At 66.6% G+C, this 19,436-nt stretch carries 14 protein-coding genes; all 14 read left to right on the forward strand.

Going from position 1 to position 19,436, the window contains the following annotated elements; translation table 11 throughout:
- Positions 1–64: 64 nt before the first annotated feature.
- The gene (rplL, locus tag FDA38_RS35765; protein WP_137258632.1) at positions 65–454 is read left to right on the forward strand and encodes a 50S ribosomal protein L7/L12; all 390 of its coding nucleotides are present in this window, start codon (positions 65–67) and stop codon (positions 452–454) included.
- A 222-nt stretch (positions 455–676) separates the two neighbouring features.
- Positions 677–1,624, forward strand: a complete 948-nt coding sequence (locus FDA38_RS35770) for an ABC transporter ATP-binding protein (protein WP_137258633.1) — start codon at positions 677–679, stop codon at positions 1,622–1,624.
- Positions 1,621–2,394 (forward strand): MlaE family ABC transporter permease, encoded by a 774-nt coding sequence (locus tag FDA38_RS35775; RefSeq protein WP_137258634.1) that lies wholly within the window; start codon positions 1,621–1,623, stop codon positions 2,392–2,394. The genes FDA38_RS35770 and FDA38_RS35775 overlap by 4 nt, the downstream gene beginning before the upstream one ends.
- Positions 2,395–2,407: 13 nt before the next feature.
- Positions 2,408–3,226, forward strand: a complete 819-nt coding sequence (locus FDA38_RS35780; RefSeq protein ID WP_130443647.1) for an MlaE family ABC transporter permease — start codon at positions 2,408–2,410, stop codon at positions 3,224–3,226.
- Entirely contained in the window at positions 3,223–4,551 is a 1,329-nt protein-coding gene (locus tag FDA38_RS35785) for an MCE family protein (protein ID WP_233715128.1), read from the forward strand. The genes FDA38_RS35780 and FDA38_RS35785 overlap by 4 nt, the downstream gene beginning before the upstream one ends.
- 160 nt (positions 4,552–4,711) lie before the next feature.
- Positions 4,712–5,743, forward strand: coding sequence for an MCE family protein (locus FDA38_RS35790; RefSeq protein WP_137258635.1), 1,032 nt, complete (start codon positions 4,712–4,714; stop codon positions 5,741–5,743).
- Positions 5,740–6,753 carry an MCE family protein gene (locus tag FDA38_RS35795; RefSeq protein WP_137258636.1) on the forward strand — a complete coding sequence of 338 codons (1,014 nt, stop codon included), beginning with the start codon at positions 5,740–5,742 and terminating at the stop codon, positions 6,751–6,753. Before FDA38_RS35790 ends, FDA38_RS35795 begins: the two co-directional genes overlap by 4 nt.
- Positions 6,753–7,943 carry an MCE family protein gene (locus tag FDA38_RS35800; RefSeq protein WP_137258637.1) on the forward strand — a complete coding sequence of 397 codons (1,191 nt, stop codon included), beginning with the start codon at positions 6,753–6,755 and terminating at the stop codon, positions 7,941–7,943. The genes FDA38_RS35795 and FDA38_RS35800 overlap by 1 nt, the downstream gene beginning before the upstream one ends.
- Positions 7,940–9,184, forward strand: coding sequence for an MCE family protein (locus tag FDA38_RS35805; protein WP_137258638.1), 1,245 nt, complete (start codon positions 7,940–7,942; stop codon positions 9,182–9,184). Before FDA38_RS35800 ends, FDA38_RS35805 begins: the two co-directional genes overlap by 4 nt.
- Positions 9,181–10,470: an MCE family protein gene (locus tag FDA38_RS35810; protein ID WP_137258639.1), complete on the forward strand. Its 1,290-nt coding sequence runs from the start codon at positions 9,181–9,183 to the stop codon at positions 10,468–10,470. The genes FDA38_RS35805 and FDA38_RS35810 overlap by 4 nt, the downstream gene beginning before the upstream one ends.
- Positions 10,470–10,958, forward strand: coding sequence for a hypothetical protein (locus FDA38_RS35815; RefSeq protein ID WP_137258640.1), 489 nt, complete (start codon positions 10,470–10,472; stop codon positions 10,956–10,958). Before FDA38_RS35810 ends, FDA38_RS35815 begins: the two co-directional genes overlap by 1 nt.
- Entirely contained in the window at positions 10,958–11,641 is a 684-nt protein-coding gene (locus tag FDA38_RS35820; protein WP_233715129.1) for a hypothetical protein, read from the forward strand. Before FDA38_RS35815 ends, FDA38_RS35820 begins: the two co-directional genes overlap by 1 nt.
- A gap of 262 nt (positions 11,642–11,903) precedes the next feature.
- Positions 11,904–15,386: a DNA-directed RNA polymerase subunit beta gene (gene rpoB / locus FDA38_RS35825; protein ID WP_130441516.1), complete on the forward strand. Its 3,483-nt coding sequence runs from the start codon at positions 11,904–11,906 to the stop codon at positions 15,384–15,386.
- A gap of 68 nt (positions 15,387–15,454) precedes the next feature.
- Positions 15,455–19,315, forward strand: a complete 3,861-nt coding sequence (locus FDA38_RS35830; RefSeq protein WP_137258641.1) for a DNA-directed RNA polymerase subunit beta' — start codon at positions 15,455–15,457, stop codon at positions 19,313–19,315.
- Positions 19,316–19,436 lie beyond the last annotated feature (121 nt).

Raw genomic sequence — 19,436 nt, forward strand, 5'->3', positions numbered from 1 at the left:
AGATCTCATCCGCAACACCCCATCAGTGATCACCAAGCAACATTTGTCAGGAAGGACCGCCATCATGGCGAAGCTCAGCACCGAAGAGCTCCTCGGCCAGTTCAAGGAACTGACCCTGCTGGAGCTGTCGGAGTTCGTTAAGGCATTCGAGGAGGAGTTCGGCGTCACCGCCGCCGCCCCGGTTGCCGTTGCCGCCCCGGGTGCCCCGGCTGCCGGCGCGCCGGCCGAAGAGGCCGCCGAGCAGGACGAGTTCGACGTCGTTCTCGAGAGCGCCGGCGACAAGAAGATCCAGGTCATCAAGGAGGTGCGCGGTCTCACCAGCCTTGGGCTGAAGGAGGCCAAGGACCTCGTCGAGTCGGCCCCCAAGGCCGTCCTCGAGAAGGTCGACAAGGCTGCCGCGGAGAAGGCCAAGGAGGCCCTCGAGGGCGCCGGCGCCACCGTCACCCTGAAGTGACCTCAGTTACGTTCCGTCAAGGAGCGTAACGAATGTGTAGAGAAGGGCGGTCCCCGCAAGGGGGCCGCCCTTCTGCCATTACGTGATGGTTAGTATCGCAACCGCTTGACAGCTAGGGGTTACGAAAAAACGTACTCGTGCGTAACCTAGGCCACTGCTCCGTCGTTGGAACCGCGTACTCGTCGGTTCGGGGCAGCCAGAACATTCCCGTGAGGAGGGCCGGTGGGCGTAGAAGTCCGCGTCGAAGGTCTCACCAAGTCCTTCGGTAGCCAGCTGATCTGGGGCGACGTGTCCCTGACCCTGCCGGCCGGTGAGATCTGCGTGATGCTCGGTCCGTCCGGCACCGGTAAGTCGGTGTTCCTGAAGACGCTGATCGGGCTGCTCAAGCCCGACAAGGGGCATGTCTGGATCGAGGGCACCGACATCGCCACCTGCAGCGAGCGCGAGCTGTACGACATCCGGCGGCTGTTCGGCGTGCTGTTCCAGGACGGCGCGATGTTCGGCTCGATGAACCTGTACGACAACGTCGCGTTCCCGCTGCGCGAGCACACCAAGAAGTCCGAGTCCGACATCCGGTCCATCGTGATGGAGAAGATGGAGATGGTCGGCCTGGTCGGCGCCGAGCGGAAGCTGCCCGGCGAGATCTCCGGCGGGATGCGCAAGCGGGCCGGCCTGGCCCGCGCGCTGGTGCTCGACCCCGAGATCCTCCTCGTCGACGAGCCCGACTCCGGTCTGGATCCGGTGCGTACGTCGTTCCTGAACCAGGTGATGATCGACCTGAACGAGGCGTTCAGCCCGACGTTCCTGATCGTCACCCACGACGTGAACACCGCGCGGACCGTCCCGGACAACATCGGCATGCTGTACCACCGGCACCTGGCCATGTTCGGCCCGCGGGAGATGCTGTTGTCCAGCGAGGAGCCGGTGGTCCGCCAGTTCCTGAACGCGCAGATGGTCGGCCCGATCGGCATGTCCGAGGAGAAGGACGCCGAGGAGCTGGCCGCGGAGGCCGGCCAGGAGCTGCCGCCGCTGCCGCCGATCCCGATCCAGCAGCTGCCCAGCAGCGGCATGCTCCGCCCGACCCAGCGCGAGCCGGGTGAGTGGTGCCGCGAGAACGGCGTCACCCCGCCGCCAGGATCGTTCGAATCGAATGTGGTGGGCGCCAGGTGACTGTGAGCGCTACCGCCCCCCTGAAGCACGCAGGTTCGCTGTTCGCCTTCGCACTCGATACCGGCCGGGCCACGTTCCGCCGGCCGTTCCAGGTGAAGGAGTTCCTGCAGCAGGCCTGGTTCGTCGCGAGTGTGACGATCATCCCGACCGCGCTGGTCGCGATCCCGTTCGGCGCGGTGATCGCGCTGCAGGTCGGCGGCCTGATCAAGCAGTTCGGCGCGCAGGCGTTCACCGGATCGGCCGCGGTGCTGGCCGTCGTACGGGAGGCGTCGCCGATCGCGACCGCGTTGCTGATCGCCGGGGCTGGTGGCTCGGCGATCTGTGCGGACCTCGGCTCGCGGAAGATCCGTGAAGAGCTCGACGCGATGATGGTGCTCGGCATCGACCCGATCCAGCGTCTCGTCGTACCGCGGGTGCTGGCGACGATGCTGGTCGCCTTCTTCCTGAACGGGTTCGTCAGCGTGGTCGGCGTGATGGGCGGTTACGTCTTCAACGTCGTGCTGCAGGACGGCACACCTGGTAGCTACATCGCCAGCTTCACCGCGCTCGCGCACCTCCCGGACCTGTGGCAGGGCCAGGCGAAGGCGCTGGTGTTCGGGTTCATCGCCGCGGTCGTCGCGGCGTACAAGGGTGTCAACGCGGGCGGCGGACCGAAGGGTGTCGGCGACGCGGTGAACCAGTCCGTCGTGATCACGTTCATGCTGCTGTTCGTCGCGAACTTCTCGATGACCGCGATCTACTTCCAGCTCGTCCCGCCGAAGGGGGCGTGACGTGTCGGCCCTGATGGACAACCTGGTCAAGAAGCCGCTGAACTCGCTCGACCACCTCGGTGAGCAGCTCGCGTTCTACATCAAGGCGCTCGCCTGGTCCGGCAAGTCCGTCACGCGGTACCGCAAGGAGATCTTCCGGCTGCTGGCCGAGGTGACGCTGGGCACGGGCGCGCTCGCGGTCATCGGCGGCACGGTCGGCGTGATCACGTTCCTGGCCTTCTTCACCGGCACCGAGGTCGGCCTGCAGGGCTACTCGGCGCTGAACCAGATCGGTACGTCGGCGTTCGCCGGCTTCGTCTCGGCGTACATCAACACCCGTGAGATCGGCCCGCTGATCGCCGGTATCGCCCTCGCCGCGACGGTCGGCTGTGGTTTCACCGCGCAGCTCGGCGCGATGCGGATCAGCGAGGAGATCGACGCCCTCGAGGTGATGGCGATCCCGTCGCTGCCGTTCCTGGTGACGACCCGGATCATCGCGGGACTCGTCGCCGTCATCCCGCTGTACGTCGTCGGACTGCTGTCGTCGTACTTCGCGACCCGGCTCACTGTGACGACGTTCTACGGGCAGAGCACAGGTACGTACGACCACTATTTCCATCTGTTCCTGCCACCCGGAGACGTGCTCTGGTCGTTCGGCAAGGTGCTGGTGTTCTCGGTGCTGGTCATCCTCGTGCACTGCTACCACGGCTACCACGCGACCGGCGGCCCGGCCGGTGTGGGCGTCGCTGTCGGTCGCGCCGTACGGACCTCCATCGTCGTCATCAACGTCGTCGACCTGCTGCTGTCGATGGCGATCTGGGGTACGACGACCACCGTGAGGTTGGCCGGATGAGCAGACTCATTTCGCACAAGGTCCTCGGCGTCGCCTTCATCGGCGTGCTGTGCTTCCTGCTCTGGTTGACGTACGCGTTCTACGCGAAGGTCTTCACCAAGACCGTGGACATCGAGCTGAAGACCAGCCACATCGGCCTGCAGCTGAATGACCACGCCGACGTGAAGCTGCGCGGGATCATCGTCGGCGAGGTCCGCGGGGTCTCGACCGACGGCGACGAGGCGACCGTCCGGCTGTCGCTGAAGCCCGACCAGGTCGACGAGATCTCCAGCGCGGTCAGCGCCCGGATCCTGCCGAAGACCCTGTTCGGCGAGAAGTACGTCGCACTCGTGCCGCCGAGCGGCCCCGAAGGACGGCACATCAAGGCCGGCGACGTGATCAGCCGCGACAAGACCGCGGTCGGCATCGAGATCGAGAAGGTGCTGAACGACGCGCTGCCGCTGCTGCAGGCCGTCGACCCGGCCGACCTGAACGCCACGCTGAACACGCTGGCGACCGCGCTCGAGGGCCGCGGCACCGAGATCGCCGGCACGCTGACCCAGCTCGACGGCTACCTGAAGAAGCTGAACCCGAGCATCCCGAAGCTGATGGACGCCCTGGTCAAGCTCACCCAGGTCTCCGATCTGTACGGCGACGTCACGCCCGACCTGGTCCGCGCCCTGCGCAACCTGACCATCACCGGCAACACCGTGGTGGAGAAGGAACAGCAGCTGCAGCAGTTCTTCGGCAACGTGCAGAACCTGTCGACGACCGGCAACGCGTTCCTCAAGGAGAACGAGGACCGCGTGATCCGGCTCGGCCAGGTCAGCCGCCCGGTGCTCGACCTGCTGGAGAAGTACTCGCCCGAGGTGCCGTGCTTCCTCCAGGTGATGGCCGACACCGCGCCGGTCCTCAACGACACGTTCCGCGACGGCCGGCTGAACATCAACCTCGAACTGATCACCAACCAGCCCACGCCGTACGAGCCGAACGAGCTGCCCGCCTACAAGGACCACCGAGGCCCGACCTGCGTCGGCCGGAACTACAGCGTCCCGGGGGAGAAGCCCGGCCCGTACAACCAGGAGAACCCGGCGCCGTACGTCACCGGTGACGACGGTGTGATCGGTGACCACAACAAGAACCAGCGCTTCCCGCTCAACGTCCAGCTGAACCGCGCGATGCCGGGGTTCGCGATGGACACCCAGGGCGTCGGTACGCCGGCCGAGCAGAAGGTCGTCGATTCGGTCGTCGGCCCCGAGATGGGTCTCGCGCCGAGCGACGTACCGGACCTGACCACGCTGATGGTCGGCCCGCTGCTCCGCGGAGGTCAGGTGAATCTAAGGTGACCCCCCTCGACTGTTCGGCACGCATCTCCGGCGCCCAGGCGGGCACCTCGCTGCGTTGTCGTCGGTGCACGATGAAACCCGCATCGTGCGCCTCTTCCGCCTTGCGATGCACCCGCCTGGACACCGGAGCTGCGCACCAACAGCCGAGGGGGGTCACCCGGTGAGCTTCTTCGACAAGAAGACGACGTTCGACACCGTCCGGCTCGGCATCTTCGTGGTGATCACCACGATCGCGACCGCGCTGCTCGCCGTGACGATCGGCAACATCACCTTCAACTCGACGACGAAGTACCGGGCCGTGTTCACCGACGCGGTCGGGCTGAACCAGGGTGACGACATCCGGATCGCCGGTGTGAAGGTCGGTCAGGTCGACAAGATCCAGCTGTACCAGAACACGTTGGCGATGGTGACCTTCAGCGTCGACTCCGATCAGGTCGTCGACACCTCGACGCATGCCACGCTGCGGTACCGGAACCTCGTCGGCAACCGGTACGTCGCGCTGACCGACGGCGTCGGTGGCGGCGAGCGGCTGAAGAAGAACGGGATCATCCCGAAGGAGCACACGACCCCCGCGCTCGATCTGTCGGTGCTCTTCAACGGCTTCAAGCCGCTGTTCACCGCATTGACGCCCGCGGACGTGAACCAGTTCGCCTTCGAGGTGATCAAGGTGCTGCAGGGCGAGGGCGGCACGATCGAGTCACTGCTCGCGAGGACCGCGTCGCTGACGACCACGCTGGCCGACGCGGACCAGGTGATCGGCGACCTGATCACGAACCTGACCTCGACGCTGCAGATCGTCTCGCAGCGGCAGCAGAACTTCTCCCAGTTGCTGGTCAACCTGCAGCAGTTCATCACCGGTCTGAGCCAGGACGTCACCCCGATCCTGAACTCGCTCGGCTCGATCAACTCGCTGAACACCAAGACCGCCGGACTGCTGCAGCAGACCCGGGTGCCGATCAAGGCCGACCTGGACAAGCTGCGGATCACCGCGTCGACGCTGGACGACACCCAGGCGATCTGGGTGAAGACCCTGCAGTTCATGCCGCAGAAGCTGAACACGATGACCCGCACCGCGTCGTACGGCTCCTGGTTCAACTTCTACCTGTGCAACTTCGACGGCAACGTCACGCTGCCCACAGGGACTCGCATTCCGGTCGCCTACGACCTCAACTCGGCGAGGTGCAAGAAGTGAAGCCCTTCCGCGAGCAGAACCAGGTGACGATCGGCGTCATCGGGCTGACCGTGATCGGCCTGATCATGCTGGCCGCGTTCAAGGCGCAGGACCTGCCGCTGATCGGCGGCGGGACGAAGTACTCCGCGCAGTTCTCCGAGGCCGGCGGGCTGAAGCCGAACGACGAGATCCGGGTGGCCGGCGTCCGCGTCGGCAAGGTCCGCAAGGTCGAGCTCGAGGGCACCCACGTCCGGGTCGACTTCGTCGTCGACAAGGGCGTGAAGCTCGGCGACCAGACCGGCGCCGAGATGAAGATCAAGACCCTGCTCGGCCAGAAGTACCTGAAGCTCGACCCGGCCGGCCAGGGCCAGCTCAAGGCCGGCTCGGAGATCCCGCTGGCGCGCACGGTCTCGGCGTACGACGTCGTGGACGCGTTCACCGATCTGGCCAACACCACCGAGCGGATCAACACCGCGCAGCTGGCCAGGGCCTTGGACACGTTGTCGGCGACGTTCAAGAACACGCCCGAAGAGGTCAAGGCCTCGCTGACCGGGCTGTCGCGGCTGTCGCGCAACGTCGCCGCCCGGGACGAGCAGCTGAAGTCGTTGCTCCAGCACTCGAACGTGGTCACCAAGGTTCTTGCCGACCGCAACCAGCAGCTGATCAAGCTGATGAAGGACGGCAACACCGTCTTCCAGGCCGTGCAGGCGCGGCGGGCGCTGATCCACCAGTTGCTGGTCTCGACGCAGCAGCTGGCCTCGCAGATCACCGCGCTGGTCCGGGAGAACCGCAAGGACCTCGCCCCGACGCTGCAGAAGGTCAACGCGGTCCTCGCCGTACTGCTGCAGAACCAGAACTCCCTGGACGCGAGCATCAAGGGCCTCGCGCCGTTCGTCCGGGTCTTCACCAACACGCTCGGTACCGGGCCGTGGTTCGACACCTACCTGCAGAACCTCGCGCCGGTCCCGGAGATCCCGCTGCCCAAGGTGCCGATCCCCGGCCTGCCGGCGATCCTGGGAGGTGGCGGCTGATGAAGGTCAACGCCCTGTCCCGGCTGATCGCGATCGGCGTGGTCGTGGTGATCCTCGCGGTCAGCGCCGTGACGCTGTGGCCGAAGCCCGCGCGGGTGACGGCGACGGCGTACTTCCCGCGCGCAGTCTCGGTGTACCCGGGGTCCGACGTACGGATCCTCGGGATCAAGGTCGGCGAGGTGGAGAGCATCACGCCGGCCGGTCGGACCGTCCGGGTGAAGTTCTGGTGGGATGCGAAGCACAAGGTGCCGGCGACCGCGAAAGCCGTCATCGCCTCGCCGTCGATCGTCGCCGACCGGTACATCCAGCTCACCCCGGCGTACTCCAAGGGTGACGTGATGGCCGACGGCGCACAGATCCCGATCGAGCGGACCGCCGTACCGCTGGAGCTCGACCAGATCTACCAGAGCCTGAACGACCTGTCCGTGGCGCTCGGACCGAAGGGCGCGAACGACCAGGGCGCGCTCGCGCGACTGCTGGACGTCTCGGCCAAGAACCTGAACGGCCAGGGCGCCAAACTGAACCAGACCATCACCGACGTCTCGAAGCTGACCAGCACGCTGTCGGGCAACTCCTCGGCGCTGTTCAACACGATCCGGCAGCTGCAGACCTTCGTGTCCGCGCTGGCCGCGAACGACCAGCTGGTCCGCCAGTTCAACTCGAACTTCGCCTCGGTCTCCACGACCCTGGCCGGCGAGCGGAAGGATCTCGGCGCCGCTTTGTCGCTGCTGGCCACCGCGCTCGGCGAGGTCGCGACGTTCGTCAAGGACAACAGGGGACTGGTGAAGTCGACGGTCAGCCAAGCAACGCAGCTGTCGCAGATCCTGGTGAAGGAGAAGGCCGCGATCGCCGAGGTGCTCGACACCGCGCCGCTCGGTCTCGGCAACCTGGCCCGGATCTACAACCCGCAGTTCGGCACGCTGGACCAGCGCATCAACCCCGCTCAGCTGGACGATCCGGCCACGTTCGTCTGCTCGCTGCTGCTGCAGGTGAACCAGCCGTTGTCGAGCTGCTCGGCGCTGAAGCCGGTCCTCGACGCGCTCGCCAAGCTGCCGCTGATCACCCAGCTGACCGGCGCCAACGCGCCCGTGAGCGGCGGTCCGGCCGGTACGCCGTGGGCTCCGCCCGCGAAGGCCCCGCTGAACAGCCCCGACCCGGTCGATCCGACGCTCGGGGGGTTGGTCAAGTGAAACGCCCCAGAATCCAACGCCGTACGTCGATCGTCGCCGGCGTGATCGCCCTGGTGACCTTGCTGACCGGATGCGATTTCAGCGTGTACTCGCTGCCGTTGCCGGGTGGCGCGAAGATCAAGGGGCCGTCGTACACGGTCACTGTCGAGTTCGCCGACGTCCTGGACCTGGTGCCGAAGTCGACGGTGAAGGTCGACGACGTCACCGTCGGCACGGTCGAGAAGGTCTGGCTGGACGGGTACATCGCGAAGGTGCGGATCAAGCTGCCGAAGAGCCTCGCGCTGCCGGACAACACGCACGCCACGATCCGGCAGACCAGCCTGCTCGGCGAGAAGTTCGTGTCGTTGTCGCGGCCGACCGGGTCGGAGCAGCCGCGCGGCAAGCTCGAGAACGGCGAGCTGATCCCGCTGTCGCGGACGACCAGCAACGTCGAGGTCGAGGAAGTCCTGTCCGCACTCTCGCTGCTGCTGAACGGCGGCGGCGTGGCTCAGCTGCAGATCATCACCCAGGAGCTGAACAAGGCGCTGACCGGCAACGAGCCCGCCATCCGGGACGTGCTGACCCAGCTGAACACCTTCGTCGGCACCCTGGACCAGAACAAGGCGCGGATCGTCACCGCGATCACCGCGGTCGATGCGCTGGCCAAGAAACTCAACGCGCAGAAGGCGACGCTGGCGACCGCGATCGACTCGCTGCCGAAGTCGATCGCGACCCTGGACAAGCAGCGGGCCGCGCTGGTCAAGACGCTGCAGGCGCTGGCGACCCTCGGCAACACCGCGACCCGGGTGATCACCTCGGCGCAGAAGGACCTGGTCGCCAACCTGCAGTCGCTGTACCCGATCCTGACCAAGCTGGCCGAGGCCGGGGCGAACCTGCCGAAGTCGCTGGAGCTGCTGTTCACCTACCCGTTCCCCGACCAGGCCGCGAACGCCGCCAAGGGTGACTTCACCAACCTCGGGATCACGCTCGACGTGAACACGCAGAAGGCACTCAAGGGCCTGCTCGGCATCACTCTGCCGACGATCGGCCCGACGGCGCTGCCGACCGGCCGGATCAGTCTCCCGGTGCATCTGCCGACCAGCCCGGGCAAGAGCGGCATCCTGCCGACGCTCCCGGTCCCGACCGGTACGGCGACGACCTGCATCACCCTGCTCGGGCTACCGGTCTGCACACCGCAGCTGAAGCGGTCCGGGTTCGATCCCGACCTTGCCCGTGCGCTGATGCCGGGGGCGGTCAAATGATCACCAGAGCGGTCCGGATCCAGCTGATGGTGTTCCTGCTGATCACCGTCGTCGGCGTCGCGTTCGTCGGCGCGAAGTACGCCCAGGTCGACAAGCTGATCGTCGACACCGACTACACCGTCAGCGCCAGCTTCGCCGAGTCCGGCGGCATCTTCTCCGGCGCCGAGGTGTCGTACCGCGGCCAACCGGTCGGCCGGGTCGGTCAGCTCAAGCTGCTGTCCGACGGCGTCGACGTGAACCTCGTGATCGAGAAGAAGTTCAAGATCCCGAACGACCTGATGGCCGTGGTCGCGAACCGGTCCGCGATCGGCGAGCAGTACGTCGACCTGCAGCCGCGCCGCGACGGAGCGCCGTACCTGCAGAACAACTCGAAGATCGCGCGCCAGGACACCGCCGTACCGATCGACACCACCGAACTGCTGCTGAACCTCGACCAGCTGGTGAACTCGGTCGACAAGAACAGCCTGAAGACGACCGTCCGCGAGCTCGGCGAGGCGCTGAAGGGCAAGGGCACCGATCTGCAGAAGATCATCGACAGCTCGGGCCAGCTGATCGACACCGCGGACGCGAACGTGCTGCAGACGATCAAGCTGATCAACGACGGCGACACCGTGCTCGCCACCCAGGTGGCCAGCGGTGACGCGATCAAGACCTGGGCGAAGAACCTCGCGCTGCTGTCCGACACCCTGGTCAGCTCGGACGCGAACCTGCGCAAGGTGATCGACCAGGGCTCGCTCGCGTCCACCCAGCTGACCGGCCTGATCCAGGACAACCGCGCGGACATCGCGGTGCTGCTGGGTAACCTGCTGACGGTGAGCGAACTGACCGCGGTCCGGCTGGATGCCGTCGAGCAGCTGTTCGTCGTCTACCCGGCGGTGGCGATGGGCGGGTACGTCGTACCGGCCAAGGACCCGGGCACCGGGCACTACGACGCCCACTTCGGGCTGGTCGTCGGCCTCACCCCGCCGGCCTGCCGGCCCGGGTACGGCGGCACCGCCAAGCGGGTCCCGCAGAACACCGCGAACACCCCGGCCAACACCAAGGCCGGCTGTACGGCGAGCCCGTCGAGCGGGATCAACGTCCGCGGCTCGCAGAACAAGCCGGGCCCGTCGTCGCGCGACCTGAACCGGACCGGCTACGGGGTCGGGTACGACCCGGTCACCGGCGAGGCCGGCGGGTCCGGCGGGATGCCGGCGATGACGCTCGGCTCGACCGGCGGTCAGGAGGAGCTGCTCGGCAGCGACTCCTGGAAGGCCCTGATTCTCGGACCGGTGACGAGCAAGTGATGGCACGGAACGGCCGGATGATTCTGGCGTGGGCGCTCAGCGTCCTGCTCCTGGTGGCACTCGCCGGGCTGACGCTGTCGGTGGTCGGCCTGAGCAAGCAGCGGGCCGCCGACTCGCAGCGCGACGGTGCGATGAAGGCGGCGCGGCAGTTGGCGCTGGACTTCACGACGTACGACTACCAGACCTGGGACGCGGACTCGAAGCGGGTGCTGGACGACTCGACCGGGCAGTTCAAACAGGAGTTCCAGTCCGGGATCGACGCCGTGAAGACCGATGTGGTGACCAACAAGGCGACCTCCAAGGGGGACGTGAAGGAGGCCGCCGTGGTTTCGAACGACAAGGACTCCGCCCAGGTGCTGGTGATCGTGAACGCAGTGGTGACGAACACGGCCTCGACCGACGGGGTCGAGCGCCGGTACCGGATCAAGCTCGACCTGGTCCGGGAGAAGAACCAGTGGCTGACCGCCGACCTCCAGGTGGTGGGCTGATGGCAGACAATCGCAACCGCCGCCCCCGCATCGCGGGCCAACGCCGGCCGAAGGCGAGCATCCAAGATGTCGCCGAGGGTGATCTGAAGATCACCGAGAGCTCTGACGAGACCCCGGTCGAGGATGTGACACCAGCCACACCTGAGCCCGCGAAGCCTTCGAAACCGAAGCCGGAAGCTCCGGTTGTCACGCAGCGTGAGCGCCGGCAGAGCGACGTACTGCTGGCCGGACTCGGTCTGGTCGTCGTCGTGACGCTGGTCGTGGCGGCTGTGCTCGGGGTGAAGGCGTGGCACGGGAAGCAGGCCGAGGATGCCCGCGACCAGGCGGCCGCCGCGGGCCGGAAGGCAGCCGAGACGGCACTGAGCTATGACTACCGTGACCTGGACAAAAGCTTCGCCGCGGCCCGCGGGACGATGACCCCGGACTTCGCCCAGAAGTTCGACCAGACCGCCAAGGTCGCCGGCGAACTGGCGACCAAGACCAAGGCCACGGTGAAGGCCGATGTCCGTGAGGTCGGGGTCCGCGACGGCGACGCCGACCGGGTCACGCTGATCATCTTCGTCAACCAGACGACCACCAGCACGATCACGAAGGGTAGTCCCCGGGTGGATCTGAACCGGACCCGCTTCACAATGGTCCGAAACGGCGATCGATGGCTGGTCCAGGAGATCGCCGGACTGTAATCTCTAGGTGACTCCGCACCAAGAGGACGCTGGGTGGCTCGTGGGTGATCTACCCGCTGGAGACCCCGGGTCGGTCCTTGACGGAGAGGGTGGTCCAACGGCAAACTATTGGACCCCATTGGACAGGCTTGCCTGGATCATGTAGCCTATTGCTTTGCGCTGCCTTTTTCCTCGCCTCGGCTCGGGTCTCGACTTGACTGGGGCGGCTTGGCGTGCGCTCCCAGCACCGATGTGATTTTGCGAGCCCGTGGAAGGACGCCCCTTGGTCGCCTCGCGCAACCCCCAGTCCGACAGCATTTCCAACGTCACCGGCCCCCGCCGCATCTCCTTCGCAAAGATCTCCGAGCCTCTTCAGGTTCCGGATCTGCTTGCGCTTCAGGTGGATAGTTTCGACTGGCTGGTCGGTAACGAAACGTGGCAGGCCCGCGTGGCCGCCGCCGAGGCCGAGGGGCGGTCGGACCTGTCCGGCCCCAGCGGCCTGGAAGAGATTTTCGAGGAGATCTCCCCGATCGAGGACTTCAGCGGCACCATGTCGCTGTCGTTCCGCGACCACCGCTTCGAGCCTCCGAAGAACACGGTGGACGAGTGCAAGGAGCGGGATGTCACCTATTCCGCGCCGCTGTTCGTCACCGCCGAGTTCATGAACAACGAAACCGGTGAGATCAAGAGCCAGACCGTCTTCATGGGCGACTTCCCGCTGATGACGCGCAAGGGCACCTTCGTCATCAACGGCACCGAGCGGGTCGTCGTGTCCCAGCTCGTCCGCTCGCCCGGTGTGTACTTCGAGCGCACCCCGGACAAGACGTCCGACAAGGACATCTTCACCGCCAAGATCATCCCGTCGCGCGGCGCGTGGCTGGAGTTCGAGGTGGACAAGCGCGACATGGTCGGCGTCCGTCTCGACCGCAAGCGCAAGCAGAACGTCACCGTCCTGCTCAAGGCGCTCGGCTGGACCGACGCACAGATCCTCGAAGAGTTCGGCGAGTACGAGTCGATCCGGCTGACCCTGGAGAAGGACCACACCTCCGGGCAGGACGACGCGCTGCTGGACATCTACCGCAAGCTGCGTCCGGGTGAGCCGCCGACCCGCGAGGCCGCGCAGGCGCTGCTGGAGAACTACTACTTCAACGGCAAGCGCTACGACCTGGCCAAGGTCGGCCGCTACAAGATCAACAAGAAGCTCGGCCGTGACGAGGCGCACGACATGGCGGTGCTGACCGTCGACGACATCGTCGCCACGATCAAGTACCTGGTCGCGCTGCACGAAGGCAAGACCGAGCTGCCGGCCCCGAAGGGCGAGATCGTCGTCGAGGAAGACGACATCGACCACTTCGGCAACCGCCGGCTGCGCACGGTCGGCGAGCTGATCCAGAACCAGCTCCGCACCGGCCTGGCCCGGATGGAGCGGGTGGTCCGCGAGCGGATGACGACCCAGGACGTCGAGGCGATCACGCCGCAGACCCTGATCAACATCCGTCCGGTGGTGGCGGCGCTGAAGGAGTTCTTCGGCACCTCCCAGCTGTCCCAGTTCATGGACCAGACGAACCCGGTCGCGGGTCTGACCCACAAGCGCCGGCTGAACGCGCTCGGCCCGGGTGGTCTGAGCCGTGAGCGGGCCGGCTTCGAGGTCCGCGACGTCCACCCGTCCCACTACGGCCGGATGTGCCCGATCGAGACCCCGGAAGGCCCGAACATCGGCCTGATCGGCTCGCTCGCGTCGTACGGCCGGGTGAACGCGTTCGGCTTCGTCGAGACGCCGTACCGCAAGGTCGTCGAGGGCCAGGTCACCGACCAGGTCGACTACCTGACCGCCGACGAGGAGGACCGGTTCGTCATCGCGCAGGCCAACGCCGCGCTGAACGACGAGAACCGGTTCGCCGAGGAGCGCGTGCTGGTCCGCCGCCGTCACGGTGAGGTCGAGCTCGTGCCGGTCGACGACGTGGACTACATGGACGTCTCGCCGCGCCAGATGGTGTCGGTCGCGACGGCCCTGATCCCGTTCCTCGAGCACGACGACGCCAACCGCGCGCTGATGGGTTCGAACATGCAGCGCCAGGCGGTGCCGCTGATCACCTCGGACGCGCCGCTGGTCGGCACCGGGATGGAGTTCCGCGGTGCGGTCGACGCCGGCGACGTGGTCGTGTCCGACAAGGCCGGTGTGGTCAAGGAGGTCTCGGCCGATCTGATCGAGATCGCCGCCGACGACGGCACGTACCAGACCTACCGGATGGCGAAGTTCCGCCGCTCGAACCAGGGCACCTGCATCAACCAGCGTCCGCTGGTCGACGCCGGGCAGCGGGTCGAGATCGGTACGCCGCTGGCCGACGGTCCGTGCACCGACGAGGGCGAGATGGCCCTCGGCCGGAACATGCTGGTCGCGTTCATGACCTGGGAGGGTTACAACTACGAGGACGCGATCATCCTCAGCCAGCGCGTCGTCCAGCAGGACCTGCTGACCTCGATCCACATCGAGGAGCACGAGGTCGACGCTCGCGACACCAAGCTGGGGCCGGAGGAGATCACCCGGGACATCCCGAACGTCTCCGACGAGATGCTGTCCGACCTGGACGAGCGCGGCATCATCCGGATCGGCGCCGAGGTCACCACCGGTGACATCCTGGTCGGCAAGGTCACGCCGAAGGGCGAGACCGAGCTCACCCCGGAGGAGCGGCTGCTCCGGGCGATCTTCGGTGAGAAGGCGCGCGAGGTCCGCGACACGTCGCTGAAGGTGCCGCACGGCGAGGAGGGCACCGTCATCGGTGTCCGGGTCTTCGACCGCGACAACGGCGACGAGCTGCCGCCGGGCGTCAACCAGCTGGTCCGCGTGTACGTGGCCCAGAAGCGGAAGATCTCGGTCGGCGACAAGCTGGCCGGCCGGCACGGCAACAAGGGCGTCATCTCCAAGATCCTTCCGGTCGAGGACATGCCGTTCCTCGAGGACGGCACCCACGTCGACGTGATCCTCAACCCGCTGGGCGTGCCCGGCCGGATGAACGTCGGCCAGGTGCTGGAGACCCACCTCGGGTGGATCGCCAGCCGCGGCTGGGAGGTCGACCCGGAGAACGAGGAGGAGTGGGCGCAGCGGCTGATCAAGATCGGCGCCGGTGCGGCCGAGCCGATGACGAACGTCGCCACCCCGGTCTTCGACGGCGCGACCGAGGACGAGGTCACCGGCCTGCTGTCCTCCACGCTGCCGAACCGCGACGGTGTCCGGATGGTCAACGGGCAGGGCAAGGCACGCCTGTTCGACGGTCGTTCGGGTGAGCCGTTCCCGGACCCGATCGGTGTCGGCTACATGTACATCCTGAAGCTGCACCACCTGGTCGACGACAAGATCCACGCGCGTTCGACCGGTCCGTACTCGATGATCACCCAGCAGCCGCTGGGCGGTAAGGCCCAGTTCGGTGGCCAGCGGTTCGGCGAGATGGAGGTGTGGGCCCTCGAGGCCTACGGTGCCGCCTTCGCGCTGCAGGAACTGCTGACGATCAAGTCCGACGATGTCGTCGGCCGGGTCAAGGTGTACGAAGCGATCGTCAAGGGCGAGAACATTCCGGAGCCGGGTATCCCGGAGTCGTTCAAGGTTCTGGTCAAGGAAATGCAGTCCCTCTGCCTCAATGTCGAGGTGCTCTCGTCCGACGGAAGCCGGGTCGAGATGCGCGACAGCGAGGAGGACGTCTTCCGGGCGGCAGAGGAACTGGGCATCGACCTGTCCCGGCGCGAGCCGAACAGTGTCGAGGAGGTCTGAGCGGGTTGCCGCTTGACATCAACAACCAACTCACTCAGACCACTTTTAGCAACGGGAGATAACACATCGTGCTCGACGTGAACTTCTTCGACGAGCTTCGGATCGGCCTGGCGACCGCGGATGAGATCCGCCAGTGGTCGCACGGCGAGGTCAAGAAGCCGGAGACGATCAACTACCGGACGCTCAAGCCCGAGCGTGACGGTCTCTTCTGCGAGAAGATCTTCGGTCCCACCCGGGACTGGGAGTGCTACTGCGGTAAGTACAAGCGCGTTCGCTTCAAGGGCATCATCTGTGAGCGGTGTGGCGTCGAGGTCACCCGCTCCAAGGTGCGCCGCGAGCGGATGGGCCACATCGAGCTGGCCGCGCCGGTCACCCACATCTGGTACTTCAAGGGTGTCCCGTCGCGGCTCGGCTACCTGCTCGACCTCGCCCCGAAGGACCTGGAGAAGGTCATCTACTTCGCGGCGTACATGATCACCGACGTCGACGACGAGGCCAGGCATCGCGACCTGTCCTCGCTCGAGGGCCGGGTGGACGTGGAGCGCAAGCAGCTCGAGAACCGTCGTGACAACGACATCGAGCAGCGGATGAAGAAGCTCGAGGAGGACCTGGCGCAGCTCGAGGCCGAGGGCGCCAAGGCCGACGTACGCCGCAAGGTGAAGGAAGGCGCCGAGCGTGAGGTCAAGCAGCTGCGTGACCGTGCGCAGCGCGAGATCGACCGCCTCGACGAGGTCTGGACCCGGTTCAAGAACCTCAAGGTCCAGGACCTGGAGGGCGACGAGATCCTCTACCGCGCCATGAAGGAGCGGTTCGGCAAGTACTTCGAGGGCGCCATGGGTGCCGCCGCGATCCAGCGCCGGCTGGAGACCTTCGACCTGAAGGCCGAGGCGGACAACCTGCGCGAGACGATCAAGACCGGTAAGGGCCAGCGCAAGACGCGTGCCCTGAAGCGGCTCAAGGTCGTCACGGCGTTCCTGGCCACCAACAACAGCCCGATGGGCATGGTGCTCGACTGCGTCCCGGTGATCCCGCCGGACCTGCGGCCGATGGTTCAGCTCGACGGTGGCCGGTTCGCCACCTCGGACCTGAACGACCTGTACCGCCGGGTGATCAACCGGAACAACCGGCTCAAGCGGCTGCTCGACCTGGGCGCGCCGGAGATCATCGTCAACAACGAGAAGCGGATGCTGCAGGAGGCCGTCGACGCGCTGTTCGACAACGGCCGCCGCGGTCGTCCGGTCACCGGCCCGGGCAACCGGCCGCTGAAGTCGCTGTCCGACATGCTCAAGGGCAAGCAGGGTCGTTTCCGTCAGAACCTGCTGGGCAAGCGCGTCGACTACTCGGGCCGTTCGGTCATCGTGGTCGGCCCGCAGCTGAAGCTGCACCAGTGCGGTCTGCCGAAGGCGATGGCGCTGGAGCTGTTCAAGCCGTTCGTGATGAAGCGGCTGGTCGACCTCAACCACGCGCAGAACATCAAGTCCGCCAAGCGGATGGTCGAGCGTCAGCGCGCCCAGGTCTGGGACGTGCTGGAAGAGGTCATCACCGAGCACCCGGTTCTGCTCAACCGTGCACCAACCCTGCACCGGCTGGGTATCCAGGCGTTCGAGCCGCAGCTGATCGAGGGCAAGGCGATCCAGATCCACCCGCTCGTCTGCTCTGCGTTCAACGCGGACTTCGACGGTGACCAGATGGCGGTGCACCTGCCGCTGTCGGCCGAGGCGCAGGCCGAGGCCCGGATCCTGATGCTGTCGACCAACAACATCCTGAAGCCGGCCGACGGCCGTCCGGTCACGATGCCGACGCAGGACATGATCATCGGCATCTACTTCCTGACGATGCTGAAGGACGGCGCCAAGGGCGAGGGCCGGGCGTTCAGCTCGGTGGCCGAGGCGATCATGGCCTTCGACCGCCACGAGCTGGCGCTGCAGGCCAAGATCTCGCTGCGGCTGAACGGTTCCGCGGCTCCGGCCGACGCGATCGAGCTGGCCGACGGTGGCTTCGGACTGGAGACCACCCTGGGTCGCGCGCTGTTCAACGAGGCGCTGCCGGCGGACTACCCGTTCGTCGACACCGAGGTGGGCAAGAAGCAGCTCGGTGGGATCGTCAACGACCTCGCGGAGCGGTACACCAAGGTCGAGGTCGCACACGCCCTCGACGCACTGAAGGACCTCGGTTACTACTGGTCCACCCGTTCCGGGGTGACCGTGTCGATCGACGACTTCAGCACGCCGCCGTCCAAGCCGGAGATCATGGCTCGGTACGAGGCCCAGGCCGAGAAGGTCCAGAAGCAGTTCGAGCGTGGTCTGATCACCTCGTCCGAGCGGCGCCAGGAGCTGATCGAGATCTGGACCGGCGCCAACGCCGAGGTCGGCAAGGCGATGGAGGAGAACTTCGCCAAGGACAACCCGATCTGGATGATGGTGCACTCCGGTGCCCGAGGCAACATGATGCAGATCCGGCAGATCTCCGGTATGCGTGGTCTGGTGGCCAACCCGAAGGGCGAGATCATCGCCCGGCCGATCAAGTCCAACTTCCGTGAGGGCCTGTCGGTGGTCGAGTACTTCATCGCCACCCACGGTGCGCGGAAGGGTCTGGCCGACACCGCGCTGCGGACCGCCGACTCGGGTTACCTGACCCGTCGTCTGGTGGACGTCTCGCAGGACGTGATCATCCGCGAGGAGGACTGCGGTACCGAGCGGGGCCTGCCGAAGCAGATCGGCGAGAAGGACCCGAGCGGCAAGGTCGTCCACGCCGAGAACGTCGAGACCAGCGCGTACGCGCGGACCCTGGCCACCGACGCCCTGGACGCAGACGGCAACGTCGTGCTCGCCGGCGGCGCCGACCTGGGCGACGTGTCGATCGCGAAGCTGGTCGCGGCCGGGATCGAGGAGGTCAAGGTCCGGTCGGTGCTCACCTGTGACGCCAAGACCGGTACCTGCGCGAAGTGCTACGGCCGTTCGCTGGCGACCGGCAAGCCGGTCGACATCGGCGAGGCGGTCGGCATCATCGCGGCGCAGTCCATCGGTGAGCCGGGTACGCAGCTGACGATGCGTACCTTCCACACCGGTGGTGTCGCGGGTGATGACATCACCCACGGTCTGCCGCGTGTTGTCGAGCTGTTCGAGGCCCGCCAGCCCAAGGGCAAGGCGCCGATCTCGGAGGCCGCCGGCCGGATCTCGATCGAGGACACCGACAAGACCCGGAAGCTGGTGCTCACCCCGGACGACGGTTCCGAGGAGGTCGCCTACCCGGTGTCGAAGCGTGGCCGCCTGCTGATCGAAGAGGGTCAGCACGTCGAGGTCGGTCAGCAGCTGACGCAGGGTACGCCGGACCCGCAGGAGGTTCTGCGGATCCTGGGTGTCCGCAAGGCGCAGGAGCACCTGGTGGACGAGGTCCAGGAGGTGTACCGGTCGCAGGGTGTGGCCATCCACGACAAGCACATCGAGATCATCGTCCGGCAGATGCTGCGCCGGGTCACGGTGATCGAGTCGGGCGACGCCCAGCTGCTGCCGGGTGAGCTCGCGGACCGGATCATGTTCGAGGCGGAGAACCGCCGCGTCGTGGCCGAGGGCGGTACGCCGGCCTCGGGTCGTCCGGTGCTGATGGGTATCACCAAGGCCTCGCTGGCAACCGAGTCGTGGCTGTCGGCCGCCTCCTTCCAGGAGACGACCCGCGTCCTCACCGAGGCCGCGATCCACGGCAAGTCCGACTCGCTGGTCGGTCTGAAGGAGAACGTCATCATCGGCAAGCTGATCCCGGCCGGTACGGGCATGGACCGTTACCGCAACATCCGGGTAGAGCCCACCGAGGAGGCGAAGGCCGCGATGTACTCGATGGTCGGCTACGAGTCGTACGACTACGACTTCGGCCCGTCCTCGGGCCAGTCGGTCCCGCTCGACGACTTCGACCTCGGTTCGTACCAGAACTGATTCGAGTCACCCCGCCCGAGGGCGGCATCCCCATCCGGGGGTGCCGCCCTCGCGGCATTTACGCGCCGGTACGACCAGGCTTGGAGAAGACACTCGGGGTGGCGGCTGAAAGTGTGGGCGG

This window comes from Kribbella jiaozuonensis (assembly GCF_005233875.1).
In the GTDB taxonomy this organism is placed as follows: Bacteria; Actinomycetota; Actinomycetes; order Propionibacteriales; family Kribbellaceae; genus Kribbella; species Kribbella jiaozuonensis.

Excerpts from the sequence above, each read along its gene's own strand:
- rplL (WP_137258632.1), top strand. The coding sequence starts at position 65 with ATGGCGAAGCTCAGCACCGAAGAGCTCCTCGGCCAGTTCAAGGAACTG.
- FDA38_RS35780 (WP_130443647.1), top strand. The coding sequence starts at position 2,408 with ATGGACAACCTGGTCAAGAAGCCGCTGAACTCGCTCGACCACCTCGGT.
- FDA38_RS35785 (WP_233715128.1), top strand. The coding sequence starts at position 3,223 with ATGAGCAGACTCATTTCGCACAAGGTCCTCGGCGTCGCCTTCATCGGC.
- FDA38_RS35800 (WP_137258637.1), top strand. The coding sequence starts at position 6,753 with ATGAAGGTCAACGCCCTGTCCCGGCTGATCGCGATCGGCGTGGTCGTG.
- FDA38_RS35810 (WP_137258639.1), top strand. The coding sequence starts at position 9,181 with ATGATCACCAGAGCGGTCCGGATCCAGCTGATGGTGTTCCTGCTGATC.
- FDA38_RS35815 (WP_137258640.1), top strand. The coding sequence starts at position 10,470 with ATGGCACGGAACGGCCGGATGATTCTGGCGTGGGCGCTCAGCGTCCTG.
- FDA38_RS35820 (WP_233715129.1), top strand. The coding sequence starts at position 10,958 with ATGGCAGACAATCGCAACCGCCGCCCCCGCATCGCGGGCCAACGCCGG.